This is a genomic window from Paenibacillus sp. MAH-35 (assembly GCF_058135425.1).
The window spans coordinates 151,809-177,620 of the sequence record NZ_JBYUPU010000002.1; the positions used below are offsets into that span (position 1 = coordinate 151,809).

General features: G+C 56.5%; 20 protein-coding genes and 1 pseudogene. 8 read left to right on the plus strand and 13 right to left on the minus strand.

Annotated elements, in window-relative coordinates; all coding sequences use genetic code 11:
- Positions 1-17 precede the first annotated feature (17 nt).
- The 3 genes from AC3Y2E_RS02425 to AC3Y2E_RS02435 all read right to left on the minus strand — a co-directional run bounded on the left by AC3Y2E_RS02425 (position 18) and on the right by AC3Y2E_RS02435 (position 5,548).
- Positions 18-1,631, minus strand: a complete 1,614-nt coding sequence (locus AC3Y2E_RS02425; protein ID WP_379206763.1) for an extracellular solute-binding protein — start codon at positions 1,629-1,631, stop codon at positions 18-20.
- Between the two features lie 46 nt (positions 1,632-1,677).
- Positions 1,678-3,951, minus strand: a complete 2,274-nt coding sequence (locus AC3Y2E_RS02430) for a helix-turn-helix domain-containing protein (RefSeq protein ID WP_379206766.1) — start codon at positions 3,949-3,951, stop codon at positions 1,678-1,680.
- A 235-nt stretch (positions 3,952-4,186) separates the two neighbouring features.
- A complete protein-coding gene (locus AC3Y2E_RS02435; RefSeq protein WP_379206768.1) occupies positions 4,187-5,548 on the minus strand; it encodes an ABC transporter substrate-binding protein in 1,362 nt (453 codons plus the stop codon).
- Positions 5,549-5,772: 224 nt separating this feature from the next.
- On the opposite strand from AC3Y2E_RS02435, the gene AC3Y2E_RS02440 reads away from it, so the two are divergent.
- A complete protein-coding gene (locus AC3Y2E_RS02440; RefSeq protein WP_379206771.1) occupies positions 5,773-5,949 on the plus strand; it encodes a hypothetical protein in 177 nt (58 codons plus the stop codon).
- A 1,099-nt stretch (positions 5,950-7,048) separates the two neighbouring features.
- On the opposite strand, the gene AC3Y2E_RS02445 is transcribed toward AC3Y2E_RS02440, so the two are convergent.
- Positions 7,049-7,234, minus strand: coding sequence for a YjfB family protein (locus AC3Y2E_RS02445; protein WP_379206773.1), 186 nt, complete (start codon positions 7,232-7,234; stop codon positions 7,049-7,051).
- Between the two features lie 199 nt (positions 7,235-7,433).
- Here AC3Y2E_RS02445 and AC3Y2E_RS02450 point away from each other — a divergent pair, with 199 nt between their 5' ends.
- A complete protein-coding gene (locus tag AC3Y2E_RS02450; RefSeq protein WP_379206775.1) occupies positions 7,434-8,339 on the plus strand; it encodes a serine/threonine protein kinase in 906 nt (301 codons plus the stop codon).
- Positions 8,340-8,959: 620 nt separating this feature from the next.
- Here the strand turns inward: AC3Y2E_RS02450 and AC3Y2E_RS02455 are convergent.
- Both AC3Y2E_RS02455 and AC3Y2E_RS02460 read right to left on the minus strand, forming a co-directional pair.
- The gene (locus AC3Y2E_RS02455; protein WP_379206777.1) at positions 8,960-9,868 is read right to left on the minus strand and encodes a lipid II flippase Amj family protein; all 909 of its coding nucleotides are present in this window, start codon (positions 9,866-9,868) and stop codon (positions 8,960-8,962) included.
- 172 nt (positions 9,869-10,040) lie between these two features.
- Positions 10,041-11,066: a formylglycine-generating enzyme family protein gene (locus AC3Y2E_RS02460; RefSeq protein ID WP_379206779.1), complete on the minus strand. Its 1,026-nt coding sequence runs from the start codon at positions 11,064-11,066 to the stop codon at positions 10,041-10,043.
- Between the two features lie 223 nt (positions 11,067-11,289).
- Between AC3Y2E_RS02460 and AC3Y2E_RS02465 the strand changes: the two genes are divergently transcribed.
- The 4 genes from AC3Y2E_RS02465 (at position 11,290) to AC3Y2E_RS02480 (ending at position 15,135) form a co-directional block, all read left to right on the plus strand.
- Positions 11,290-13,359 (plus strand): bifunctional metallophosphatase/5'-nucleotidase, encoded by a 2,070-nt coding sequence (locus AC3Y2E_RS02465; RefSeq protein ID WP_379206782.1) that lies wholly within the window; start codon positions 11,290-11,292, stop codon positions 13,357-13,359.
- A gap of 320 nt (positions 13,360-13,679) precedes the next feature.
- Positions 13,680-13,910 (plus strand): hypothetical protein, encoded by a 231-nt coding sequence (locus AC3Y2E_RS02470; protein ID WP_379206784.1) that lies wholly within the window; start codon positions 13,680-13,682, stop codon positions 13,908-13,910.
- Positions 13,911-14,318: 408 nt separating this feature from the next.
- Complete coding sequence (locus AC3Y2E_RS02475; protein WP_190931608.1) at positions 14,319-14,681, plus strand: hypothetical protein; 363 nt, start codon at positions 14,319-14,321, stop codon at positions 14,679-14,681.
- Positions 14,668-15,135: a type II toxin-antitoxin system VapC family toxin gene (locus AC3Y2E_RS02480; RefSeq protein WP_190931607.1), complete on the plus strand. Its 468-nt coding sequence runs from the start codon at positions 14,668-14,670 to the stop codon at positions 15,133-15,135. Before AC3Y2E_RS02475 ends, AC3Y2E_RS02480 begins: the two co-directional genes overlap by 14 nt.
- Positions 15,136-15,294: 159 nt before the next feature.
- Here AC3Y2E_RS02480 and AC3Y2E_RS02485 read toward each other — a convergent pair whose 3' ends face one another.
- The gene (locus AC3Y2E_RS02485) at positions 15,295-16,482 is read right to left on the minus strand and encodes a hypothetical protein (protein WP_379206787.1); all 1,188 of its coding nucleotides are present in this window, start codon (positions 16,480-16,482) and stop codon (positions 15,295-15,297) included.
- A 457-nt stretch (positions 16,483-16,939) separates the two neighbouring features.
- On the opposite strand from AC3Y2E_RS02485, the gene spoVB reads away from it, so the two are divergent.
- Positions 16,940-18,502: a stage V sporulation protein B gene (gene spoVB / locus AC3Y2E_RS02490; RefSeq protein ID WP_379206789.1), complete on the plus strand. Its 1,563-nt coding sequence runs from the start codon at positions 16,940-16,942 to the stop codon at positions 18,500-18,502.
- Between the two features lie 63 nt (positions 18,503-18,565).
- Here spoVB and AC3Y2E_RS02495 read toward each other — a convergent pair whose 3' ends face one another.
- Entirely contained in the window at positions 18,566-19,774 is a 1,209-nt protein-coding gene (locus AC3Y2E_RS02495) for an aspartate aminotransferase family protein (protein ID WP_379206791.1), read from the minus strand.
- A 478-nt stretch (positions 19,775-20,252) separates the two neighbouring features.
- Between AC3Y2E_RS02495 and AC3Y2E_RS02500 the strand changes: the two genes are divergently transcribed.
- Positions 20,253-20,504, plus strand: coding sequence for a hypothetical protein (locus tag AC3Y2E_RS02500; RefSeq protein WP_379206793.1), 252 nt, complete (start codon positions 20,253-20,255; stop codon positions 20,502-20,504).
- A 637-nt stretch (positions 20,505-21,141) separates the two neighbouring features.
- Here AC3Y2E_RS02500 and AC3Y2E_RS02505 read toward each other — a convergent pair.
- From AC3Y2E_RS02505 to AC3Y2E_RS02525, 5 genes and pseudogenes are all read right to left on the minus strand, one after another.
- A complete protein-coding gene (locus AC3Y2E_RS02505; protein WP_379206795.1) occupies positions 21,142-22,605 on the minus strand; it encodes a cobyrinic acid a,c-diamide synthase CobB in 1,464 nt (487 codons plus the stop codon).
- Between the two features lie 197 nt (positions 22,606-22,802).
- A pseudogene (locus AC3Y2E_RS02510) lies at positions 22,803-22,955 on the minus strand (zinc ribbon domain-containing protein); the annotation flags it as partial.
- Positions 22,956-23,276: 321 nt separating this feature from the next.
- Positions 23,277-24,005 (minus strand): polysaccharide deacetylase family protein, encoded by a 729-nt coding sequence (locus AC3Y2E_RS02515; RefSeq protein ID WP_379206797.1) that lies wholly within the window; start codon positions 24,003-24,005, stop codon positions 23,277-23,279.
- Positions 24,006-24,193: 188 nt separating this feature from the next.
- On the minus strand, positions 24,194-24,784 hold the full coding sequence (locus AC3Y2E_RS02520) for a hypothetical protein (RefSeq protein ID WP_379206800.1): 591 nt from the start codon (positions 24,782-24,784) through the stop codon (positions 24,194-24,196).
- Positions 24,785-24,804: 20 nt separating this feature from the next.
- The gene (locus tag AC3Y2E_RS02525) at positions 24,805-25,743 is read right to left on the minus strand and encodes a metallophosphoesterase (RefSeq protein WP_379206802.1); all 939 of its coding nucleotides are present in this window, start codon (positions 25,741-25,743) and stop codon (positions 24,805-24,807) included.
- Positions 25,744-25,812 lie beyond the last annotated feature (69 nt).

The window sequence follows — 25,812 nt, forward strand, 5'->3', positions numbered from 1 at the left end:
TCTTGCAGCCTTCGCCTCTACCGCTTAAACCGGTCATACCCGATCTGCTTGATCTCCAGCAGCTCGCCAAGCCCCATTTTCCTCAGCTCCTGTACATAAGAGTCCCATTCGGCGTCAATACCGCCTTCCACGATCCATTTGGCTTCCATCCTGCGCACGTAGGTCATCACCTCGGTCTCCAGCACGCTCAGCCGCTTGTTCTCGTTTTCGGTCATGTACATCGTCGGAAAGACCCGCTCCTCCGGAGCAATGTAAGGCTTGTATAGCTCGTAGAACCGGTTGCGGTACAAGTCGCTTGCGCTCGGCTCCAGCTTCTGCAGCCACTCCTTCGAAGCCAGCAGAGGGATCGAGGTGGAGGGCGTCGTGGCGCCGATCCAGCTGCTCGTATCCTGCCCCTTCGGCGGGTTTACGATCTCGATCCGGCCGTCCGGCTTCTCCAGCAGATGGGTGCCGAACGGTCCGTATTTGAATTCCAGCACGCTCCTCGGCTCGTTCATCGTATCCACGAAACGCATCGTCGCTTCCGGATGTTTATTTTTGTTCGTAATGGAGAAATAGTTCAAAATGATCCGGTTGTCCTGCCGTCTCCAGATCCGGTCTCCGTACGGCCCGATCAAGGCCGGGATCGCTTCATAGTCCTCCAGCCGCTCGTAGCCGAGCTCGTATACGCCGTTGAAGGAAGCGATCACCCCTACGACGTCCCGCTCGCTCCTCGTCTTGGACAGCAGCTGCTTGACGTCCTGCGTGAACGTCTCCCGGTCCAGCAGTCCTTCCGCGAACAGCCGGTGCAGATAGTGGACCGCATCCTTGTAGGCGTCCAGCACCGGCTCGAAGACGACCTTGCCGCCCGGGTCGACGGAAAATCCGGTTAAGGCGTCGATCAGCCCGAACGAGCCGTACAGCTCGTAATAACCGTTGGTCGTCGTGCCGTGGCGGAACGTGGCCGGAATCTCGTCGGCGATGCCGTTGCCGTTCGGATCGTTTTCCTTAAACGCCTTCAGCGTCCGGTATAGCTCCTCGGTCGTCTGCGGGATCGGCAGCCCGAGCTTGTCGAGCCATTTCTTGTTGATCAAAAACGTATTGCGGTATTGAAAATGCTGCTGATCCTCGAACCACGGAATCGAATAAATATGGCCGTCCGGCGCGGTAGCCATCCGGCGGAGCATCGGATGCTGCTCCATGATCCGCTTGATGTTCGGGGCGTAACGGTCGATCAAATCTTCAAGCGGGATAATGATCCCTTGGGAGCCGTAGTTGACCACGTCGACCAGGTTGAGCCCGGTAAAGAAAGCGTCCGGGTAATTGCCGCTCGCAAGCATCAAGTTTTTTTTCTCTTTCCAGCCTTCGGCCGGGATCTGCTCCCACTCCACTTGAATATTCGTTTTGTCCGTCAGCGCCTGCAGCGTAACCATCTCGTAGTAGTCCTTCTGATAATGCTGCCGGTATACCGGAATTTTGAGCTTGATCGGCCGGTCGACCACCGGCAGGCCCGTCTCGTTAAAGCCCGGATTCAAGCCCGAATCGGCGGATAGCAGCTCCGGCTTCTCCTCTTCGCTGCAGCCGGCTGCGATCCAGACCGCCGCCAGCACTCCAAGCCCAAGCCCCGCCGCTTTTCTCCATGTCCGCTCCATGCGCCGCTCCCCCTTTTGTCTGGAATTCCTGTATGCAGCTCCCCGGTTATTTCTGATGCATCGTACGGAATTCCCCGGGAGTGACGCCTTCGGATTCTTTGAATTTGCGGATAAAGCCGGACACGCTTCCGTAGCCGATCCGTTCGACCACTTCCTGCAGACTGTCCGCCCCCGCGCGCAGCAGCTCCTTGGCCTTCTCCATGCGCAGCGTCTGAATGTATTGGGACACGGTCTGGCCCGTCTGGTCTTTGAAATACCGGCTGAGGTACGAGGCGGACATGCCGAACTCATCCGCGACCTGCTGCAGCGACAGCTGGCTCGAGCCGTAATGCTCGCTCAGATAAGCCATCATTTTGCCCGCCAGATCCGTATTGCCGCTCTCCTTGCGCTCCGCCACGATCCGGCAGATGTCCTCGGATATATGCTTCACGAGCGCGATCAGCTCTTCGACCGTCTCGAACTCGGACAGCGACCAGACGTCGGGATACTGCTCCGCCAGTTCTCCATCCGCCCACCGGAGCTCACTCAGCATCGACAAAATGACATGAATCAGGTCGAAGCACATGCATTTTACCAGAAACAGCGGCAGCTGACGCTCCCGGATCGTGCCGATCATCGCTTCCAGGTACTGCTCGATCCGCCCCGCATCCCCTTGGTACATATACAGCCGGAGCTGATTCCAGTCGCCTTTGGAATAATCCTCGTGCGGAAGCTCCGTTTTCGGGACGATGTCGGAGAAAAAGAGCACTTGGCCGTAACCCGCGATCAGACGGTAATCGGCCGCACCGCACGCCTCAATGTACGACTTCCCGAGCTCGCTCCATGAGCCGTAGGCGGTCCCGGCGCCGATCGTCAGGCCGGTCTGCCATTTGTCGCTTAAGGTACGGTGCGCATCGATCAGCAGCCGCTTATGCTCGACTCCGCCCGGGTCGTCGGTTCCGAGGATGAAGATCAGGCTTGCACCTTCGACGCTCTCCATCCCGTACGCTTCCGCCCCCTCCGGAAAGCTCGCCTCCAGATCGTCCAGCAATGTGGAACGAGCGGAGGGCTGCACCGCGAAGCTTCTCGGAAACTGCAGCACGGCTACCAGATGATAAGGCTTCGTCAGCTGCATATGCGCAAGCTCCAGCCGGCGGTTCAGCTCGGCCTGTTCCGGCAACCGGCCGCGAAGAAGCGTCAGCAGCGTGTAATGCTTCATCGCCGGTCTGCTGCTTGAGATGTTCCGGTTCAGCTCCTCGTTACTATCGGACATCAGCGACAGCGCCGACTGGATCGATTCGATCTCGCCGAGGCCGTCGAATTCGCGCTTCGCCTTGCTCTCGGCAAACCGCTGCAGCCTGCGGATCGGCTTGTAGCTGAGCTGAGTCGCGAAGAAGATCAGGACGCCGCCCAGCACGAATACGACCGATATCGCGTACAGCGTCCTTCGCTGGGCGAGCTTCACATTGTGGAGCACCGCTTCTTGATCGACCAGCGAGACGTACGTCCAGCCAAGCCGCTCCGAGCGGACGTCGTAGACGAAATAGTCGCGGTCGTGCAGCCGGACCGTCTTCGCCTGATCCGCAGCCGGCTCGCCGTAGCCGGCTTCCGCCAGCCGTTTCGCATCTTCGGCCGGGAAGCCATGTGTAGATACGATCAGCTCGTTTTTTTCGTTCAGGATGAACGTGTCGCCCGGGTCGTCCCCGAATTTTTTCTCCAGCAAACTTTGGAAAGCGCTTTCTTTAAGCTGGAACACAACCGTTCCGTAGGGCGTCGGATGATTCGGCGGCAGCGGCATCACGTACGTCACGATTCGCTCCCGGATTCCGCTGAAGCTGGTGACGTCTTCCGCTCCGCGCATATACGGATAGGTTGCCGTCTGCAGATCCCGGACGAAGCTGGGCGGACTCCATTTGTCATAACCGACGATTTTATCGGTAAACGTATGAACGTCATACGTGCTGTAAGGCGTATACAGCGTATCGTGTCCGTGAAAGTACAGGAGCAGTTGGTCGATAAACTGGTTGGCGCTTACATAGTTGCGGAGCTGGGCGATCGTATTCAGCTCGGCGAACGGACTTTTCGTTACGTTGTAAGGCGTCAGATTCGTATTGCCCGCGATATGAAAGGCGATGTTGTTCAGCTCCGTCATATTGACGTCCACCGCATCCCTTACCTGCGTCAGCGCATTCATGTTACTCTTCGTCACTTCCCGTTCCAGCAGCTGGATGAAGAAGTTGTACGCGACGAGCCCGATGATCAGCACGGGAAGCAGCAATACGATCGAATACGAGACGATATACCGGTACAGCAGCTTGGAGTTCAGCTTCCCCCTTGCCATGACGTCCCCCTTTTCTATGCGAGGCATGGTCGCTTTACGCCATTATACCAGAACGGTGCGGGCTTGGAATATCCCGGAGTTGACCGGAAGAAGTTCCGCGTTCCGTAATCGCATGGCAGCAAGGACCGGATTGCCGGCAGTTCGAAAGAAAGAAGACGTGCGGATGCGCCGCCGGCCAGCCTGCGCGAGGCGGCCGGACGGGCGCGGAAGATATGCTGTAGCTTCATGCTTGCGGTTACTTGCTCTTTTGCTCCTGGACCATCTTGTTAATTTTCTCGTCCACGTCCCGCAGCGTCGAGTTCAAGTCCACTTGTCCCGTAAAATAAGGCTGCATGCTCGCATTGACGATGTTAAAGGCAAGCTGGTCCCAGTCGGTGCGATCGTACGGATCGGCGACACGCGTCGCGTAGATGGCGTTCAGATCGATCCCCGCTGCAAGCGGATTGCCTTCGAACAACGCGTTGCGTACGTCCTTGCTGACAAGCGGCGTAACGAAGCCCATCTTGCTGAGCGCTTTCTGCACGTCGTCGGACGCGTAGTGCATCGCGACCTTAAACGCCAGCTCCTGCTGCTTCGACAGCTTGTTAACCGCCAGACCGCCGCCGAACAGCCCCGTACCGACGCCCGGCTTATCCGGAAATACCGGGTATGTGGTAATACCGACGTTGAACCCGCTTTGCGCCGCCTGCACGAAATCGGTGTCGGTCAGCATGACGATATGCGGATACATCGCGAGCGACCTCGTCTCCAGAAACGCCTTGCGTCCGTCCCCGTGCTTCGCCCCTTCCGGGAAGTTGCCGGAAACGCCGTAAATGTTTCCATACGTCTCATACAGCGTCTTCCAGCCCGGCAGCGAGCCTACGACCGACTTTCCGGCCTTGTCGATGAACGGAAGCGACAGCTGCTTCTGCATCCGGTTCACGTTAAGACCGGCATCCAGTCCGCGATAAGCGACGCCTTGATCGGTACGCGACAGCTTTTTGGACAGCTCGATCAGATCCTGCCACGTGCTGTTCGCCTTCGGATAAGGAACGCCGAATTTGTCGAACAAATCCTTATTGTAATGAAGCACGAACGGCTGGATCGAGAACGGGATGAGCAGCAGTTCATTTTTGTTCACCGAATACGAACGCACATCTTTAAGGACATGCGGGTCGAAACGGCTCAGATCGACCTTATACTTCGCCACAAGCGGATCGAGGTTCAACGCCAGGTCGAGGTTCGTCAGCTCCTGCAAGTTCGTGTACCCCTGATCGAACAGATCCGGAGGCGTCGAGGCAAGCTGATCCTGCAGCTTGATATTCGTGCCGGCTTTCGTAAACGTCACGTTCGGGAAGTTTTTCTTCAGCAGGCTGCGATACTTCTGCTCGAACAGCTCGTCCGATATCCCGGTCCGGATCACGATCTCGGCCTTCTCGTCGGATGCGAACGGGTTCGCGGACACCGTTTCGGCTGCGGCAGGCGCCTTCGTGCCGGCCGCCTCGGTGCCGCCCGGCTGGGCGCCGGAATTTCCCGCGTCGCTGCCGCAAGCGGCGAGCATTGGCGCTAGCAGAACAGCGGCGCCGACCGTTGTTAACCATTTCGGATTTGGATTCATGTTGCGTATCCCCCTTGATTCTGATCAATTGTGCGTAAGGCGCATCAGGCACGGCGAGCTTCCCGGAGCAAAACCGCGCCCGGCGCCTATCACGGCTCTAACGCTACAGGATGCGGAGGAATCGCGAAATAACCGGTTGGCGTTTTCCATGTACGCCCGGTTACAACGGCGGTTTGCAGTTTATGATCGGGTGCACGGATCTTTACATTCGAGGGGGAAAAGGCTTGAACGGGCGGGGAAAACGCCGAATGCTCGTGCGAAGCTCCCGGCGCGCGGTGCGGCGGCTGCGGGTGACGATGGTCAAGCGCAGAAGCGGACTTGTGCGGGAGCAGCGTATCTTCACCAAAACTGGAGAAGGCCCTTCGCTCTTGTCGAAGGGCCTTCAGAGTGGGATCGCGTGATGATCTAGGACTTGCTTACGTTAAGAAGCCGTCTTCCATATGCTAGGGCACTTTACCGGTAACGACTCGAAACCATTTCGAGCGCTTCCTTCTTACTTGGGATAGCATGGTTACCATCAACCTTTCGGATAGCTGAATCCATTCGGATTTGTTTTCCGCCGTTTGATTTGTAAAATCACCACTTCCCACTTGATTCTTATTACCCCGATCGAAGATTGCTGAAACACCGGAGTGCGAAATTGTTTGGACCGGCTGCCTGAAGCGGCGTTTCGGTTCGACCCGTTACATATAGAGAAGAACAGCCGCCATATCCCGAAACAGCCGCTTCCTTGTAGGAAAGCTTCCATACGACCATACGAAGCCTTTTGCCACGCGTAAGGCACTTCGTAAGGGTAGCTTTTCTTGCGAACAAAACAGATTTGGCTTTGCTGAAAACACTTCCTTCCCCACTAGAAGCATGGCAGAGAGCCAATCGGCCTCACGATGAGAAGCTTGCGACACAGCTGACTCGACAAGTCAGGGGATCTCTTATCTGCCTGAGTATGGTGAAGAACTTATCACCCTAATCAACACTTTTAAGAAAAACCGTCCGGAAAAGCGTCCGGACGGCCCTTCCACGTGAAAACCCATACGTTGCACTTGGAAGGGAATGGGTACCTTCGCTCCAGCCGCTGGCCCTCAGTCGTGTTGTCTTCATGCGGTGGTATCGCTAACGAACCCAGCAACCGTTATAAGAGCCGAATGCGGGCGTTTGAATTTGTAACGAACTCTTGTATTGTTATTCCTCGCAAATCGGATCGTTTTTTTCCACTATCGATTCAATAACGATTCCCGGATTCGTTAAGTCTGGAATAATGTCGTTTTTCAGCCATAAGCACGATACGATTCGTTAGTCATCAAACCTGAGTATATGTTCACTAACGCCAAGTAAGGAAACCCTCCCCCTTCACTTTAGCACGGTAAAGAACTTAAACTTTCTGATCTATAAGAAAAAGCGCCGCCCCCTCCTCACGGTAGGAACTGGCGCTTTCCGCCCATGAATCCGGTATCCGGATCAGGATCGGTTTTGTGGACCGACTGCTTATTCCGTTTTGCCAACTTATGCGCGGATATCGAGAATGCCGCCCAGATGAGGCTGAACGCTCTGCTGCATCATCTGAACCATCTGCGCTCCTTGCAGCTCGGCCGACTCCTTGGCTTTGCTGAGCATCATAATGCCGATCGCTTGCGGAAGACCGCTGCTGCTGAACTGCGAATACGCGGAATTTAAAGATATACCGCTCATATGCCATCCTCCCGTTGCATCCGACTTGTCCTTGTCCTCGAAATCGATCATATCATTTCCTTTCAGACCGGACAATCCATATATTTGCGGCTGATTTGACAACTGCCCGCCTACAGGTTCAGCAGCTCCCGTTCGAAATACGCCATGATTTTTGTTAAAATCGACATGAACATGAAGGCGGCCGGAAGGAGCGGGAACGATGCATAGCGAACACGGGTCACGACGATATGGCAGGTGGAAAGCGCTCGCGGAAGAGATGTGGCGGCGGGTGCGCGAAGCGGTGCTGGACCGCCCGCTGCGGGCCGGAACCGTACTCGACGGGCGTTATGCGATCGAACGGGTGCTCGGGATCGGCAGCTACGGAATCAGCTATTTGTGCAAAGATAGGCGGATCGGGCAAAAGTGCGTAGTCAAACAAGTGAGACCCAGCCGCAGAAAAGGGAGGAAAGGGCTCCCGGTGTTCGAACGCGAGGCGGCCGTACTGGCGTCGCTCGATCATCCCGGCGTGCCGAAGCTGCTGAACCGGTTTTCCGAGCGCCGCAACCTGTTTCTGTGTATGGAATATATGCGGGGCCGCAATCTGGAGGACGCTTTGTTCGCGGACGGACGTACATTCACACTGCTGGACGCTCTGCGCGTCGTGCGAGGCATTACGGATATTCTCCGTTACGTTCACAGCAAGGGCTTCGTCCACCGCGACGTCCGCATCCCGAACATTATGATCCGGCTGGACGGGCAGCTCGCCTTGATCGACTTCGGCCTTGCCTGTCCGGTAGCGACCGGGGCCTCCGTACCAACCGCCGCTTCCGACATGGAAGAGGGCGACGACTATCCTGAGGAGAAACGGATACGCCGCGAGCCTGTATTTGCCAGCGATTTTTATGCGCTAGGACATTGTCTGCTGTTTATGCTGTATGCCGACTTCGAGGAGCAGCCCGGCCAGCCGGAACGGGGCTGGGAGGAGGAACTGACGCTCCCTGACGGGGTGCGCCTGTTTATCCGGCGTCTGCTGCAAATCGAGCGGCCGTTTCCTGATCTGGAGCCGCTGCGGCGCGAGCTTGACGAACTGATTCGCAGCGAGGAATTGAAGCCGGAGCGGGAGTAACAGCAGTAATAGTTTATTAGTAGTACCAGTAGCGGTGGCGGTAGCAGTTGCAGTAAGAGTAACAGTTGCAGGTCCAGCAGCAGGTGCAGTAACAGTAACCGTAACTATATCAGTAACCATAACAGTAACCGTGACGTAAACAGTAACAGTAGCAGTGGCAGTAACAGTGATAATAACCGTGGCAGTCGCAATAGAAACAGCGGTATTGTCCAATGTGTCGGTAGCCCCATCACAAAATAAGAGTCTTTGGCAACCTATTTTCAACCTAATCGAAAAAATCGGGGCAAATAAAGGCGGTTTGCACCCCTTATTTCAACCAACTTATGGTGTCTGCTCCCTTTTTGCCGATTTTTAGAGTCCCAAATCGCTCTTATTTCCTCCTCCAAGGGGATTTTGGACAAAATAAAGGCTACAAACCACTCTTATCCGTTACATGACACGCGGTCGGTCGGCTCCGTTCCTTAAAAGACTCAACGAAAAGACCGTTCAGGCCTTTTTACAGGCTGCAAACGGTCTTTCGTCTTTCCTCTTTCGTCTTTGAACTTTCGTCTTTCCTCTTCCACTTTCCTCTTCCGTCCCCACGATTCTCCGAGGACCAATGTTCCTCCTCCCCCGCCCGTTTACACCAGCAGCCACCTAGCAAGCACGCCGACCCACCAGGCGGCGGGCCAAAATATCGCCTGCGCCAGCATCGTGCCGCACAGCCGCGAGAACATCATCAGGCCGAACATCCGGCCGAGCTTCGGTTTTTCTTTCGGATCGGACAGCGCCCGGTCGGTATGGATGGCGACCTGGGGATCGATAAACAAAGTCAGCAGAATCGTAGCCATTCCGTTAATCAGCCCCGACGATTGCGAGATCGCGACAAGATGATCCGGGTCCATATAGGAAGCATACAACGTGGACAACACACCGATCGTATAGATCGCGGTAACCGTCATATTCAGCAGCAGAAACCGCTTCGGGATGCCGTACAGCCTCAGGCTGCGCAGCATCGACCAGGTCGGCTTGCGAAAATGAGTTCTGGCGGACCGGAGCTTGTCCACCGTAACGCTGCTGACCAGCTTCGGGATCGAGCCTGCCGCCTCCAGATGAACGACGGCCCGCGAAAACAGCCGCACAAACGACGGAAACAGCGTAATCGCAATCAGCGTACCCAGCGTGGACGCGGCGATAATCAGCCGCAGCACCGTCTCCAGATCGAAGCCCGGGTCCTTTAACGCCTGATCGACCATCTTCCCGGTCAGCGGCGCTTGCGCCAGATTGGCGGTTCGGGCTACAAGCACGATCACTCCCGTAAGCGACAACGCGACGGCAAGCTTGCCCATCCGCACCCCGGCGAACCGGACCGCGTACGACAGCGTCTCCGCCGCATGAATCAGCACCGTCAGCAAACAAACGATCAGCAGACTCGTCATCATAGCCGCATCCCGTCCCCGGCAACACGATCCGCCGCCACCATACCGGCTGCCTTCTGCTTCTGCGATCGTGCCCCATTGATCCTTTTCCCAGACATGGACATCTTCCAATCGCTCCCCAGCGTTCAGACTTCTCCGCTTCGCTCAGATGTCACCCTGCACAAGTAATACCCCGCCTGTGAGAACGCCGCAACCGGCCGATGTCCGACCTACGTCATGACCTTCCCTAGTATCCCCAAGCATTACCAAGCATTACCAAGCATTCTCATGCCCCTATTTCCCCTTACCGCTTCACATCCGCCGCGCACCGGAAGCCGATATTTCCCGACGAGCTGTCGGGCGTATTCGCATTACGCGCCGCTACGCGGTACCGGTTGCAATACGATTTGTGGCACAAATACGACCCGCCCCGCATACTGCGCCGGTCGCCTTTAGCCGGCCCTTGCGGATTGTCCGCGGGACCTTCCTTGTAGTAGCTCGGGCTGAACCAGTCGGACACCCACTCCCAGACGTTGCCCGACACGTTGTACAAGCCGTAGCCGTTCGGCTCGAAAGACTTGGCTGGAGCCGTTCCGACGTAGCCGTCTCTGGCCGTATTTTTCTCCGGGAACGTTCCTTGCCAGATATTGCACATATGCTTTCCGTCCGGCGTAAGCTCGTTGCCCCACGGGTAGGTGTTCCGGTCCAGGCCGCCGCGTGCGGCGTACTCCCACTCCGCTTCGGTGGGCAGCCGCTTGCCGGCCCAGCTGCTGTAGGCGGCGGCATCGTTCCACGTGACATGGATGACCGGGTGATCCATCCGGTCCGAGATCGCCGAGCCCGGCCCTTCCGGCTGGAACCAATAAGCGCCCTTCACCGCGAACCACCACGGCGTTCCCTGAACCCGTCCCATCAAATGCGGAGCAAGCCGCGGCGTCACAAACATCTCGAACACATACGACCAGCCGAACTTCTCCGCTTCCGTCCGGTATCCCGTAGCCTCGGCAAACTCCGCAAACTGCCGGTTCGTTACCGTGCAGGCATCTATATAAAACGGATCCAGACTCACTTCCCGAACCGGCCCTTCTCCGTCCGCCGGGAAGCCGTCCTTGCCTGTATTGCCCATCCAGAACACGCCTCCGGGAAGCAAAATCATCCCTTCCCGAGCCTTGTCCGGGCCAGCGGCATGCAGGTTTTCGGACGTTTGCGCTCCGCTGCCGGCCTCGGCTTCAACAGTTGACGAAACATTTGCCGTCTCTTCGGCATGTGCCGAAGGTGTCATCGCCGCCCGGCTTGTCGAACCGCAGCAGCTTCGTAATTGTTCGGTCAATGGGATCCCTCATTTCGCAAAGATGTCTATTCGCTCATTGTATATTACCGGCTGCAAAGCTTCAATGTTTCCGGACCGCTGGTAAAACCATCCGAATTCCGATTGCCCTCCGTCCCGGGGTTATCCAAATCTTAACATGACGTTAACACCCGCCTAACACAGTTATGGGACGATCGGTTTATGAACTTCTGATCACTACATACAAGGAGCTGCTGTTACAGACATGAAGAAAAAACTCGCAAGCTGTATGACCGGATTCGTACTTGCCGCCACTCTGGGAGCAACCTTATACGCTGCGCCTGCGCCCGCAGTCGGGTTCGAAGATATTCAGGCTTCCCCGTACCGGCAAGCGATCCTTGCCCTGCAGGAGAAGGGTGTCGTGGAACGCAGTGACAGCTTCCATCCGCAGCGGCTTCTGACCAAGGCGGAGGCGGCGGCGATGCTCGTACGCGCCTTGAAGCTACCGCAAATTCATTCCCTGCCGGCCGAGGACCCGACCCTCAAAAAATCGTTCCGTTACGAAGATCCGCTCGGCGTGATTGACGATTCGTTCACGATGCCTTCGGCGCCCGATATTCATAGTCATTGGGGCTCGGCCTATATCGAGGGCGCCCTGAAAGTGCGCGCCGACGAATCCGACGGCGGGATGTACATGCCCGATCAAGCCATCTCCAAGTCCAAATGGATCGGGATGATCGTCCGCACCGTATATGGAGCCGAACAGCAAGTGAATATCGCGGATAAAGCCGAAGAGCTGGGCATCGCAACGAAGGAAGACGCGGCAAGCGCGGACTTGATCTCGCGGGAAGAAGCCGCAGCCATACTGGCCAAGCTGGTCGCCAACCCGAATTTCAAGGTTATTACCGTATTCGCCACCTCGGACATCCATTCCCATCTCGAGCCTTACAAGCCGAAGGACGCGAAGCGCGAAATCGGCGGACTGGCGCATATGAGCAAAATCATTAACGATACGCGCGCGATCCAGCCGAACACGCTTCTCGTAGACGGCGGTGACGCCCCGTACAATACGAACATCGGCAATCTGTTCGAGGGCAGATCTACGATCGACGTCATGAATGCGATGAAATACGATGCGATGGTGCTCGGCAATCACGACTTCGACTTTCCGTTTCATGTTCTGGAGAGCAACGCGAAGCGCGCCGACTTTCCGTTCTTATCGGCCAATACGCTGTACAAAGGGGCAAATCCCGAATTTTTGCAGTCTTATGTGATCAAAGAGCTCGACGGCATCAAGATCGGAATCGTCGGTATTACCGATGACGAGAGCCACTACTACACACATCCGAAAAATGTCGAAGGCGTCAGCTTTCAAAATGAATTCGAAGCGGCCCGTCAAACGGTGGACGCTGTGAAAGACCGGACCGACGTCGTCATTGCGCTGGCACATATGCACGGCGACAACCCGGTACTGCCGGCCAAGGTCGGCGGCATCGACGTAGAGATCGGCGGGGGACAAGACGTGGTCGAATTTCCGCAGATTATCGGCGATACGTGGCTGATCTCTCCAGGCAAACATGCCGAGGTGCTGAATCAGATCAACCTGAACATGATGAACGGCAGCATGCTCGGCTTGAACTTCGCTCATATTTTCTTGACGGAAAATTTGGAGGAGGATGCGGCGGTTGCCTCGATTATCGATGAGTATCGCGGGCAATTGGATGGCAAGATGCAGGAAGTCGTCGGCAAGACCCGTGTGGCGCTGGACGGCGAACGGCAGACGGTACGCCTGAAGGAATCGAATCTGGGCAATGCGGTCGCCGACAGCCTGCGTGAGATGACGGGGGCGGACATCGCCTTGCAGAACGGCGGCGGCATCCGCGCGAGTATCAATGAAGGCGACATTACGCTGGAGAACGTGTACGCGGCTCTGCCGTTCGACAATACCGTCGTCATGGTCGAAGCCAGCGGCCAGACGGTGTGGGACGCGCTGGAGCACGGCGTGTCGTGGTACCCTGGCGCAGCCGGCGGATTTTTGCAAGTATCCGGCTTGAGCTATACGTTCGACGCCTCGAAGGAAGCCGGCTCGCGCCTCGTCGAAGTGACGGTTGACGGCAAGCCGATCGACCCGACGAAAATATACAAAGTCGTAGCCAACGACTTCCTGACCGGAGGCGGCGACAAGTTCACGATGCTGAAGGACGAAACGAAGCTGCTGTCGAAGACGAAAAGCTACTTGCGGGACGCTTTCTACGAATATTTGCAAAAACACCCGACTGTTTCTCCGCAGCTGGAAGGACGTATCACCGTCTTGAATGCCGCTGCAGCGGAGTAACTGGATCACCGGCTGAACCGGCGGCCTAACCGCCATTTCCGTCAGCCTTCCACAAAGAAGCACCGGTATCGCCCCCACGTGGGCCATATGCCGGTGTTTCTTTTACCCGCGAATGTCCATCCGCCATCCGGCGCAGTGCCCCGCTGCGACGCATAGATCGGATAGCCTCCCTGCGAACACCGGACGAAATGCCGGCAATGAACAGCAGAATCCCTTACTCTTCCGATAGGTCGAATAATAGACTCTCCTGCCGGAATATGGTATAACGAGTATGGTCGATGGGACTATATACCACTTATGTTAAGGGGAGGATGAGATTCATGGAGAATTCTATGTCAATCATAGCATTCGGACCGATTATTATGTTTCTGCTAATCAATGTTATTTTTTTCGCAATCGTAGCCGCAATCGTCAAAAGAGCCGCCAAACCGGACAAAATCATAGCCGAATTAAAGCTGGTCAAGATGCAGCTGAGGGAATTGCAGGAGACGATTGTCAGAGATCAGGCGACTCCCCGGCAAGCGGAGGAACAGGAGACTGCCGGTCAGTAAGAAGTAAAGCGGAAACATTTTTGTCCAGCCTGCCGGGCAAGCGCAGCTTTTTGAAAATAGCGGTGTTTCAACTGTCGATTTTTTGGGTAATAGCGGATTATGCCGAATTCGAGCAGGCCAAAGATGCGGGATGCCGGCAAAAAAAGGCGCCCGCTTGCTTTGCCGCGCCCAGAAAATGTCGTCTTGTCCCGAATGCTGTAGGAAGCTGCGAGTCGAAGTCTGGCAGACGCCTGTCGGATTTTATATACTAGAGTAGAGAGTCCCTTTCATAATCCGTTACAGATCCGTACCCGTTTCTCCAGTTTGTTCGTTCGTGGGATTGATTTTTGAATAGGAAATTGACTCTGTATCGACATACATATCGTCGTCATTATTCGACTATTCCAAGTAAGCGGAAGGTGAAACCTCATGAGCAGCTCGAAAGATTTTATGCACAATCAGCTAAAAAAATGGAAGGATGCCGCCAATCAGTTCATCGGACACGATCAGGACGGCACCCGGGAAATGCCCGATGATGCGAGCACAGCCGTAGAGCTTCAGCCCGAATACTACGAAAAGTGCCGGCAGCTCGCCGAAGCCCAGAATACGTCCGTTAGCGCCGTCGTTCATTACTTGCTGAAGCAGCAGCTGCTGCTTCGAGGACAAGAGCGGATCGCCAAGGTTAATTCGCTGCAGATCGAAAACAATCCGCTGCTCGCCTTGGACGGACTGACCGGCCGCAGACAAAGCCGGGACGCGGAAACGGAGGTGGAGATCGATGAATTCGCATGATCAATCGTCCCCGGCCTATTCCGTCTTTCTCGATCAGTCCGCCTGGATGGCATTTATGAACCCGGAGGACCCTTATTATCTGAAGGCCCGTTCGCTGTTCTACGAACTTCACGACTTGGACCGGCCGCTGTCCACGACCAACTACGTCGTCTTCGAGACGCATCAGTGGCTGCGCAACCATTTCGACTTCTCGGATGCGCAAATGTTTCTGAACACGGTGGACAAAGCCGAACAGATGGGCATTCTTACGATCATCCCCGGAGGCCCCGAGCTGGAGCGGGAAGCGAGGCGGCTGCTGACGGAGTATCAGGATTGCCGGTTCTCGCTGAACGAGGCGCTCACTGCGGTTGTGCTGCTGCACTATCGAATTCGGCGGATCTTCACCTTTAACCCGAACTATTCGTTCCTGTCCCGGCTGGACCGCGATATTAAAGTTTTGCCAAGCGTCTGGTGAATAAGAGCTGGAACAAACAGAGGCGTCCCATACGTGTGCGCATACACTGGAGACGCCCCCTCCCAAGCGTTAGGACCCAATCTCCACTGCGTCGTGGAAGCTGAGGTCCTTTTCGCCGATCAGGCCGACGGCCTCTGTCGGGCCATCTGAGCCGCGCACTTACCTGGCCGTGAACACCGGCGGCATTTCGCCGATGAAGAAACGCCCGGCCACCTCATACGTATCCCCCGGCTTCACCGGATGATTGTGGTACACATGCGGATACAGCTTCTGCATCATTTGGTCCCGGTGCTGCAGCCAGACGATCGGGCCGGCCGCTCTTCTGCCCGCCTCCCCGTAGCGGAACGTTTTGGCGATATCGTCCACATTCATCGCCACCATAACGCCGGATTCTCCGTTCCCGCCTCCGGAAGTATGAACGAAGGCGTAGCTGGACGCACGGTCGTCTTCGATCAGATTCGTTACGCTGCCGTCGGTTGCCGTGGCGTCGTACACATTCCCGTAACTGGTAACGAGCTTGCCGGCAAAAGAGCTCAATACGGGAAACATCATCCCGTACCCGGCCGTGACCGTCGCGTTTTGCAGCCACGTGATTTTGGCTTGGATCGACACGCCGTCCTTGTCAGCTGTGAACAAGCTTTCGATATCAGCGACCGGATGTACCGGATCGTCCGGGAAAATCGCCTTCAGCCGCTGCTCGATCTTAACCGCCCCGACTGCCTGCAGCGGCTTGCCCGGCGTCCAATCAGTTATTTCCGTACCGTCGAAAGAAATGCGCTGCGATTCGGCGAACGCCGTACCGACGCCGCTGTGCTCCGGTATCCATTCGGCCTTGCGTGCCGCACCCTCCGGCAAGACGTTGAGGGCAAATTCCTTGTTGCTCCAAGGCTGCAGCGTGTCGAACAGCTTCACGATGCTTCCCTGTTCAAGCACGGATACGGCGCCGTTTTGCAGCTTGATAAAATCGTCTTTGTCGTCCTTCAGAAACGAGTAATGGGCGTAATGTCCCCCGTTAAACGGGATCAGCACCTCGATCCTGCGGTCCCCGGTCACTCTCGCGTACAGCGGACCGGCTGTCTCGTTATGCTCCTGCAGCGATTGGACGAAATCGTACCGCTCCGTGTCGGACGGCGTTATAGAACCTAAGGCGGTCTTGCCGGTTATCGGTGAAACGGTATCCGATCCGTCCGGCTTGCTTTCTCCTTCTCCGGTGTCAAAGCCTTCGTTCACGGCGAAACCGGGCGGCGGCGCATCGGCTTTCTGAATCGCGGCCAATCCCCGTACCGTCAGCACATAAGCCAGACATAGGGCGATTCCGGCTGCGGCGAGCCGAAACAAGTTCGACATCTCTTTCCCTCCCATCGATGAATCGGCGCAACGGCATGGCATCCGGGTTCGTACAGAGACACCGCAGCCCGCTGGTCTTGCCGGCTTGCCGTTCATGGCTTCCCTTTAGCCGTAAGCGCTTCCCATTTGCGGTGTCGCCGCACTCCCGTTTTCCTGCCCTATCCTGCGTCTTTCCTCCGCGCGGGCAATTCGGGCAATTCCGTCTTCATCATATCGTGAATAAGGCGTCCGTTCTTTAGACAATGCCTCTTCTTTTTTACACCTGAGGGTATACAATCGTTCACGGAATTTGTAATTTTTCAAAACTACTCCAAACTACTGGCGGCGGGGATCACCACAACTTCTGCAAACCCGCTTCCATCCGGCCTTGTTCGGATCGGACCGAAGCTTGTTCGCATGTATTGGTCCATGCCCGAATATATATGGATAAAAACGGATTTTTCGAAAGAGGCGGCTTATGCAGAAACAATCGTTTATCCGGGGGACGTTCATTCTTTCGGGGGCGGCCCTGATTACGAGACTGCTCGGGTTTATAAGCGGCATTTATTTGGCTCGCATGCTGGGAGCGGAAGGAATCGGACTGCTGATGATGGCGCATCCGCTCGTCCCGCTGGTCATCACCTTGACCGAGCTCGGTTTGCCGGTAGCGATCTCGAAGCTGGTGGCGGAAGCGGACGTGCGGGGGGATGCGGCGAAGCAAAGACGGATATTGGCGGTATCGCTCGCGGTTACAGGGACACTCAGCATTATTTTGACCGCGCTCGCCCTGTTCGGCTCGAAGCTGATCGCCGGCATTTTCCTGACAGACCCGCGTGCGTATTACGCGATGCTCGCCATTACGCCGATCGCCCCGATCGTCGCGATCTCCGCCGTGCTGAAAGGTTATTTCCGGGGCAAGCAAAATATGAAAACGATCGCCTTCTCCGACGTAAGCGAGCATCTGGCCCATATCGCCTGCATCGTCGCACTCGTTCATCTGCTGCTGCCTTACGGCATCGAATACGCGGCCGCCGGCGCTATGGTCGGCTCCGTCGCGAGCGAAGCGGTCGGACTGATCATCCTGCTGACCAACTACCGGCTTCAGCGCGACCGGAGCAATCCCGGCGAGCCTTTCGCCGAGCATCTGCGCAAAGGCAGACGAACGCTCGCCGAGCTGCTGCACATCGGCCTGCCTACGACAGGGCTCGGCTTCATTCAATCGATTTACAGCGCCTTTCAGCCGATGCTCGTCACGAAAAGCCTTATGCTCTTCGGGCTCGGCACCGCCCTGGCGACCAAGCAGTACGGCCTGCTGATGGGTTATGTATTTCCGCTGCTTGTCTTCCCGAGCTTTATCACCCATTCGCTGTCCACCGCGCTCATACCGGCCGTCAGCGAAGCGATGGCGGAGCGCAAAGGGCTGGACGTTCACCGGCGGATGGACCAGGCGATGCGCATCGCGCTATTCGTCGGCGCTCCCGCCACCGTCATCCTGATCCTATGGGCAACTCCGCTGACAACCTTGATCTACAACGCGCCGGAAGCGGGGCCGCTGCTCAGGCTTATTGCGCCGATTTTCTTTCTGCATTATTTCGAGGCGCCGCTCCACGCCGTCCTGCTTGGCCTCGGTAGAGCCTCTACGGCGATGTGGAACTTCATCGCCACGACGATTATGAAGGCGGCCGCGATTTATTTTCTCGGTATGAATTACGGCATTACCGGGGTGGTGCTGGGACTAAATTTCGGGATCTGCTTCATTACGATGCTTAACTTTTTCTCCATCTCCAGCATTATCGGCTTTTATTTCGACCTGCGCCGCATGGTGAAGGTGGCGATCAGCATGGCCGTCATGGCAATCGCCGGGCAGTCGGCCTATTCGTTCCTGCAGCACGAAGGCCTCCTGCCGGTGTGGAGTCTGATTGGCTCCATTATCCTGTCGCTGGCCGTGTTCGGCCTGGCGCTGCTGCTGACGGGAGCAGCCGGAAGGAAAGAACCGTTCCGCTTTGGCGGCATGCGGGGCGCGATCTCGTGGAGGAAGTAAACGCGGCCGGAGGCCGCCGTCCGATGCAGGCTGCCGCGTCACGCGCCGTACAACCACTTGCGCTCACTCGATCGCGTCCATAGCTTTGGACAGCAGCCCGATCATCTCGTCGATCTCAGCCTCCGTAACGATGAGCGGGGGCATCAGCCGGATCGTGGAAGGATTCGGCGAGTTGATCAGCAGTCCGCTCTCCCGGCACGTCTCCACCAGCGAAGCGCCGTCGCCCCGCTCAAGCTCGAACGCTTGCAGCAGTCCTTGGCCCCGGACTTGCCGGATCGGATACTGCCGCGCCAGCTCGTGCAGCCGCCCGGTCATATAAGCGCCCATGCGCCCGGCATGTTCGGGCAGTCGCCGGCGAACGACCTCTTCGACAACCGCTTGCCCGGCCGCCATCGCCAGCGGTTGGCCGGAGTAGGTTCCTCCCTGATCCCCGGGCTCGAACAGATCGAACGAACTCGCCGCCAGCAGCGCCGATAGCGGAAAGCCCCCGCCGATCCCTTTGCCGAGCGTCATCACATCCGGCTTGATGCCGTAATGCTCGCAGGCGAACAGCTTGCCGGTCCGGCCGATTCCGGTTTGGATCTCGTCAAAAATAAGCATAATCCCGCGTTCGTCGCATAACTTCCGCAGTTTGGCCACATAATCCGCTTCCGCCGGATGCACCCCGCCCTCGCCTTGTACAAGCTCCAGCATGATCGCGCATGTGTTCCGGTCGACGGCTGCGAGCAGCGCATCGAAATCGTTGAGCGGCACATGCTTGAAGCCGGGCACCTTCGGAGCGAACAGCGGCCGCCAATGCACCTTGCCCGTCGCCGACATCGTAGCCAGCGTGCGCCCGTGGAAGCTGTTCGTCGTCGCGATGATCTCGTAAGCGCCGTCCAGACGGACCGCGCCATGCTTTCGGGCCAGCTTGATCGCCCCCTCGTTCGCCTCCGCCCCGCTGCTCGCGAAAAACGCTTTATCCAGCCCCGACAGTCCGGTCAACTGCTTGGCAAATTCGATCATCGGCTTGTTGAAGTAAGCCGGACTCGCGTTCACGAGCATGGAGGCTTGCCGTGCCAAAGCTTCTCGGATCACGGCCGGCGAGTGTCCGAGACACGTAACCGCCCATCCCCCGACAAAGTCCAAATACCGGTTGCCGTCCGTATCCCACAAATACATGCCTTCCCCGCGCTCCATAACGAGCTCCGGCCGCTTCGCCGTAAACAATACCGACTGCCCGGCATCAGTAAGCAACTGCTGCGTGATCGGGGACTTCTCTTTTTCTTGCATCCTTTTCCACCTCCCAAGATAATGTGTAATTATACATATTAACGTATATTTATTCAATCCAATATTCTCTCGATCACCCCTCTCTCGGTTCGTTCCAGCCTCCAGCGGTTCTCTCTGCTCCAGGTTCAATCAAGATCCGGCGATCAAGCCCCAGCAGTGCATCCCGGCTTCAGTAGTCCATCGGCTGACTCGAACTCTAGCGGAAGACTTATTTCCGTTATATGGCGATCTCAGCCTTCCCAGGGCGCGAACCGGAACTTTTACTTCCTTTATTTCGCTGATTCCGCATCGATTCCGTACTGTTTACTGCAATAAAGGAAACCAAACTTCCTCTATCCGCCAAATGAACGACGGATTATCGGATTAAAGGAAGTTAAACTTCCGCTAGCATTGAAACTGACAAATGCCAATTCCGAATCTGCAACATAACTCCTGCCTGCAGTGTCTTTGTAAGTATAGAAATGAAAGGGGAATTGTAATGAATCCGCTGCATTCTAAATCAGTATTCAGTTACGTAGGCTTGGCATCAGCCTCCATTTCTCTTGCTGCTACCCTTTATTTTTCGATCACGTTGTTAAGCCGCGAGGAATCTCAATCGTTATCCGCGTTTCTGATTCCCTCTGTGCTGCTGGTACTCGTTGCTATCCTCATTCGGAAACCGCTGCCCCTGTTTATAGCGTTCCTCCTTTCCGCCCCGCTGTTAGGCGCGTTGGAGCCCGGGCAATCATAAAACAAAATCGGCAGTCTGCCCTTGCTTTACTTAGGCTCGGCTCTTCTGATGACTGCCGGTAAGCGGAGGCGGAGAGGGACGGACGATTGACCGGCAGGAATATTAACCGCTGGTGAGAGGCTGTCGATTCATTATGTAGAAGTGATAGCAGGCCGTTCCAAGTGAAAAGTTACCTTCTTCTGCTCAAACAGGTTGTCCGGTATCCCTTGATTGAATAAGGATTGTAAGGTAGGGGATTCCAGACAAAACTCGCCAGAAGGTAATCTTTTCCCTTTCCACTTGGTTGTCCACATTGAATCGACAGCCTCGGTAATACCGCTATGCCGTATGAGGCACAGCTTGCTATTCATCACTTGGGCTCACCGCTACCGTCAACAGACACCGGGTAACCTCGTACGATGCACGGTTCACACTGCTGCATCCGGGTACACACAAACACATTTCGACGTTTGGCTGTCCCTACTTTTCTGGACACAAAACAAGCTCCGCCACCAACAGGCAGCGAAGCTCGTAACGATAACCCTCAATCCCTAGACTAGCCAACTCCCCATCTATCCAACTGTCTACCGTCCAAGCTGCCTTGCCGCACCGTGCGTTTCCACCTCGCAAGACCGCAACTGCGTACCACCGGCGGCTTTTAAGCAGTTTCTATAACGGCCGGCCATCCGCGATCACTTCTTGTCGCTTCGCAAGCTTCCAGCCACCCCAGCACCATACCCGGATTGGAGGCGAAATGCACGTGCGTATATCCTGCGACCAGATGGCCTGCCGCAAAACCTTCCGGCTTCGTGCCCAGCCGCCCTTTCGCTTCGTACGCGTAGGCAATCTGCTCTGTCGCCTCGCCGCCGCGCTCGCCCGGCTCAAAGACGGAGTAGTGGAACTCGTGTCCCCTCGCGGTTTGGCCGCTGCCGAGCATAAAGTTCGCCTCCGTCCCGGTGATGTCCCGGTAGCCAAGCGCCGCCAGCTTCGCCTGCATCCTTACCTTACCCGGAATAAGGCCGACCATCGGGTATTCGTTCCCCTGGCGGTCGACAATCGCCTCCGTCAAATACATAAAGCCGCCGCACTCGGCCAAAGTCGGAAGCCCGGCCTGCACCCTCTCCCGGACCGAAGCTTTTACGTCCTCCAGCCCGGCCAGCCGCTCCGCGAACTCCTCGGGGAAACCTCCCCCGATATATAACCCGTCGGCGTCGTCCGGCACTTTCTCTCCCGCAAGCGGTGAAAAAGGGACGATCTCGCCGCCATAATGCTCGATCAGCCCGAGATTTTCCGGGTAGTAGAAATGAAACGCCGGATCTTTAGCGACCGCAATCCGGATACGCCGGGTGCGTGTTATGACGGTGCTTGGCTTGAACAGAACCGGTTCGCACGAGACCGGTGCGCTTTCGGCCAGCTGCAGCAGCCGGTCGAGATCGAGATGTCCGGCTATGAGCTCTCCGAGTTTCGCAAAAAACGGGTCCAGCTCCCCGCGTTCCACCGAAGGCACGAGTCCGAGATGGCGCTCCGGAATTTCGATCTGCTCTTCCCGCTTCAAATAACCGATCACCGGAACGCCGCATTCCTGCTCGATCGCTTCCTTCACGATCCGGTAGTGCCCTTCGCTGCCCGCTTTGTTGGCAATAACGCCGACGATCCGCGAGCCGGGGGACAGACATTGAAAGCCTTTGACGATGGCCGCCGCGCTGCGGGCCATGCTCTGCACGTTGATCACCAGCAGCACCGGAGCCTCGAGCAGTCCGCTGATATGGGCGGTGCTTCCTTCGTCGGACAGTGGGCTTTTGCCGTCGTACATCCCCATGACGCCTTCGATGACGGATATGTCCGCCCCCTCGCTTGCCCGGACGAATATTTCCTTGACCGCTTCCGTCCCGACCATCCAGCTGTCGAGATTGCGCGACGGCCTGCCCGTCACCGCCGTATGGTACGTCGGATCGATATAATCCGGGCCGCACTTGAAGCCCTGCACGACCAGCCCTCTCGCCTGCAGCGCCGCCATGATGCCGATCGTCAGCGTCGTCTTGCCCGCGCCGCTCCCCGTGCCGGCGATTACGATCCGCCGCGGAGCAGCCGGCTGCTCCCCTGTTGCCATCGCTTTATTCATGCTACATCACTCCTACGGAAATCGTTACATGACCGACTTTTGCTTGCACTTTTTCCAGCGCTTCCGCGATTATGTAGTACATGAGCTAGACTATCTTGAACCTCTCATGACTAAAGACACGAGATTCTTGGGTAGTCCCTTCTAACGAAGAGAAGTTCACCAAGCTAACCCTGTCGTTCCGACAGTTCGTGTAAGGATTACACAGCAAGAAGTCTTTTGCCTTCGGCAAGTATATTCAGGCTTGCGTTAAAGTCTCGGTCGTGATGCGCTCCACATTCCGGGCAGTCCCATTCACGCAACTTCAAATCTTTTACATCTTTGTGCTTATAGCTACAGCAGGAGCATAATTGCTACTGAATGGCATAGACGTAACCACGACCACGCTTTATTTCTGACACATAATCACCTCTGATTACAGGATAACATATGTCAGTGTTGTTCACCTATAGAAACCTTGACATTAAAGGGAATGTTGTAATAGTCACCTAAACATGTATCGGATAGTTAACGTGGCATAAGCCACGCCCTATCCGATGTTTTCTAACTCATGACTGAAGTCATGAGTTTGCGAAAACTATGCATCAAAAAAGACCCATTGACAAGCTTCGCTGCAATCAGACAATTCCCGCCGGGCCCGCAGGCGGGAAACTGCATAACTTCGGCCGATCGAACTAGCCGAGGTAAGCCGGAATAGGCAGCAGCTCACTAAGGCTCACGATCTCAAGCCGTCTCCGCTGCAAATCGCGGATCATCTCCGGCAGCGCCTTCGCCGTCTCCAAACATCCGGGACCGGAGTGCATCAACACGATCTCGCCGCGCCGCGCGAAGGTGTCCACGTTCCGCCGGATATGGTCCGCTTCCTTCTGCGACCAATCGAGCGTATCCAGCGACCAGAGGATGGTGGCGCAGCCCACCCGGTCCGCCGCGCGCACGACCCGTTCGTCGGCGTCGCCGAACGGAGGGCGGTACATCGCCGGCTCCGCGCCGATGACGCAACGGATCGCGGCCTGCGTCCGGTTGAAATTGTCCGCAAGCTCCGTATCGGTTAATGTCGTCAGACGGTCATGTGCGTAACTGTGGCCGAGTATCAGATGACCGGCCTTATAGATTCGCCGCACGATGTCCGGGTACTGCTCCACCTTGCTGCCGACGAAAAAAAAGTTCCCTTTTACACCGTGTTCGGTTAACGTATCGGCGATCATTGGCGTAATCCGCTCATCAGGGCCGTCGTCAAACGTCAGCGCAACTTGACGGACATCGGGGCCGTTCAAATAGACGCGTTCTCGGCTCGCCGCCGCCAGCTCCGCGGCGCGAAGACGCCAATTGAGCAGCCTTTCCCGCGCCTCACCCGTCATATGATCCGATACGCCCTCAATAGGGAGTATGTAGTTTGTTTCCATAAATAATCCTCCATGGAGAAATATTATTTACTCCCTCCTACTATACCCCAATCGGACATAAGCGCCAACCGGATCAGAGCCGGCCCAACCAAAAACTCCTTACCGGAATCAGCCGATTCCAATAAGGAGTTGAGGTGGAGAAATATGCGGACGTTATCAACCGTCCGTCGCACGTGCCGGCCGGCCGGTTACGATTCCACCATAAGGATATCGCGGATCACCGTGCCGGACGGCAGCTGTTGCTTGGGGATGCGGAGCAGCGAAGTGACGAACGCCTCACCCTTCATCCCCTCGGGAACCGGGTCGTCAGCCGTCGGCCGGACCGAAATCGTCAGAAACGGTCGAGCGGGAGACGTCTGGCCTTCTCCGCCGCCGGAGACGGTTACCTTTTTCACCCGGAATCCTTCGTTAGCGGACGGTTTCTTGCCGACGCTTACACAGATATAATAATCGTCCTCGTTTTCGCTGACGAGAAAACCTCCGGGAACCGCCTGTCGGTACAGCTCGTACCGGTCCGGCACATCCCGGCCGGATTCCGCCGCCGAACCGGCCGCTTTCCAGCCATACGTTTCGGAGTATTTCCTGTATTGAAGCTGCTCGTATTGTACCGGCACACTTGCAGCTGCCGGGCCGCTCTCTTCCGCAGACACGGTCTGCGAGACCGCAGAACGGCCAGCGTTATCCGTACCGCCAGAGCAGGCCCCTGCAGGCAGCGCGATACAAACCGCCAGCAGCAGGCGGACCGCATATCGTCCGTTGCGGAATCGTTTCTCGTTCATAGCCGGTTCAAATCCCCTTCCTAGCGCGGATGGCGAATATTCAGCACAGCGTCTTCCCGCTTCAGCGGCACCTCGACGGAGTACCCCGGATTCGTCTCATACGATCCGGTATGCGGATTGTACACGTCCAGGCTGAAGGAGGGGAAGTCGGACGGCTTCATTTTCAAAATCCGGATGCGCCCTTCTCCCCCGTTGTCCGTGCACTGCCAGTTCTGAAAAGACTGGAATACCGGGTTGCCGCAGTCGCCGAAATCGGTCCGGTAGCTGACCAGTTCCCGGTCGTGATGGCCGGAAAACACCGCGATCAGATTGCCGTGCTTGCGGAACGACTTCTGCCACATATCCTCTCCGTCATTCGCTCCGGCTGCGCCCTTGTACAGCTTCGGGTTATGGTTATCGCCGGGCTTCGTTCTCTCCCCATGCTGGTACATGTAAGTATGCGTAATGATGATAACTTTATGGGAGCTGTGCGCCTCCATCACGCTGTCCGCCCAGGCCAGCACCTCGTCCCTCGCCCCGAATTCCAGCGACAGAAACAAATACGGCTCGCCTTCGATCTCCAGCACGGCATAGCTGTTTTCGATTTTCCCCTCTTCATAAGTGCCCTTGAACCACGGACGGTTCGCGTAGCGGTGCGTTCCAAAATAGCGGTTGAACATCGTCAGACTCCGGTCCGTCTTCAATTGGTTATCGTAGTCATGGTTGCCGGGCGTGGCCAGGAACGGGATTCCGGCCTGATCAAACTTCTCGAACGCCTGCGCGGCGATCCGGAACTGTTCTTCGTCGTCCGCTCCGTCATTCACGACGTCCCCAAGATGGAGAATGATCTGAACGTTCAATTCTGCTGCATTGTCTACGATCCACTGCGCCTTCACCGGGTAGATGGAAGGATATTTCGCCGCCAGTATTTGCGTATCCGGAATAATGACGATCGAAAATTCCCGTCTGTTGTCCGCCAATGTGCGTCACCTCTACTTTTTTATAGTCCGCTTGACTGCTTTCGTGAAACAAAAAAGAGAAAAACCAAA

Bases quoted from the DNA above. Each gene is read 5' to 3' on its own strand.
- AC3Y2E_RS02445 (WP_379206773.1), bottom strand. From the start codon at position 7,234: ATGAGCGGTATATCTTTAAATTCCGCGTATTCGCAGTTCAGCAGCAGC.
- AC3Y2E_RS02480 (WP_190931607.1), top strand. From the start codon at position 14,668: ATGAATTCGCATGATCAATCGTCCCCGGCCTATTCCGTCTTTCTCGAT.
- AC3Y2E_RS02500 (WP_379206793.1), top strand. From the start codon at position 20,253: ATGAATCCGCTGCATTCTAAATCAGTATTCAGTTACGTAGGCTTGGCA.
- AC3Y2E_RS02495 (WP_379206791.1), bottom strand. From the start codon at position 19,774: ATGCAAGAAAAAGAGAAGTCCCCGATCACGCAGCAGTTGCTTACTGAT.
- AC3Y2E_RS02485 (WP_379206787.1), bottom strand. From the start codon at position 16,482: ATGTCGAACTTGTTTCGGCTCGCCGCAGCCGGAATCGCCCTATGTCTG.
- AC3Y2E_RS02470 (WP_379206784.1), top strand. From the start codon at position 13,680: ATGGAGAATTCTATGTCAATCATAGCATTCGGACCGATTATTATGTTT.
- AC3Y2E_RS02465 (WP_379206782.1), top strand. From the start codon at position 11,290: ATGAAGAAAAAACTCGCAAGCTGTATGACCGGATTCGTACTTGCCGCC.
- AC3Y2E_RS02515 (WP_379206797.1), bottom strand. From the start codon at position 24,005: ATGGAAACAAACTACATACTCCCTATTGAGGGCGTATCGGATCATATG.
- AC3Y2E_RS02450 (WP_379206775.1), top strand. From the start codon at position 7,434: ATGCATAGCGAACACGGGTCACGACGATATGGCAGGTGGAAAGCGCTC.
- AC3Y2E_RS02475 (WP_190931608.1), top strand. From the start codon at position 14,319: ATGAGCAGCTCGAAAGATTTTATGCACAATCAGCTAAAAAAATGGAAG.
- spoVB (WP_379206789.1), top strand. From the start codon at position 16,940: ATGCAGAAACAATCGTTTATCCGGGGGACGTTCATTCTTTCGGGGGCG.
- AC3Y2E_RS02520 (WP_379206800.1), bottom strand. From the start codon at position 24,784: ATGAACGAGAAACGATTCCGCAACGGACGATATGCGGTCCGCCTGCTG.
- AC3Y2E_RS02435 (WP_379206768.1), bottom strand. From the start codon at position 5,548: ATGAATCCAAATCCGAAATGGTTAACAACGGTCGGCGCCGCTGTTCTG.
- AC3Y2E_RS02430 (WP_379206766.1), bottom strand. From the start codon at position 3,951: ATGGCAAGGGGGAAGCTGAACTCCAAGCTGCTGTACCGGTATATCGTC.
- AC3Y2E_RS02505 (WP_379206795.1), bottom strand. From the start codon at position 22,605: ATGAATAAAGCGATGGCAACAGGGGAGCAGCCGGCTGCTCCGCGGCGG.
- AC3Y2E_RS02425 (WP_379206763.1), bottom strand. From the start codon at position 1,631: ATGGAGCGGACATGGAGAAAAGCGGCGGGGCTTGGGCTTGGAGTGCTG.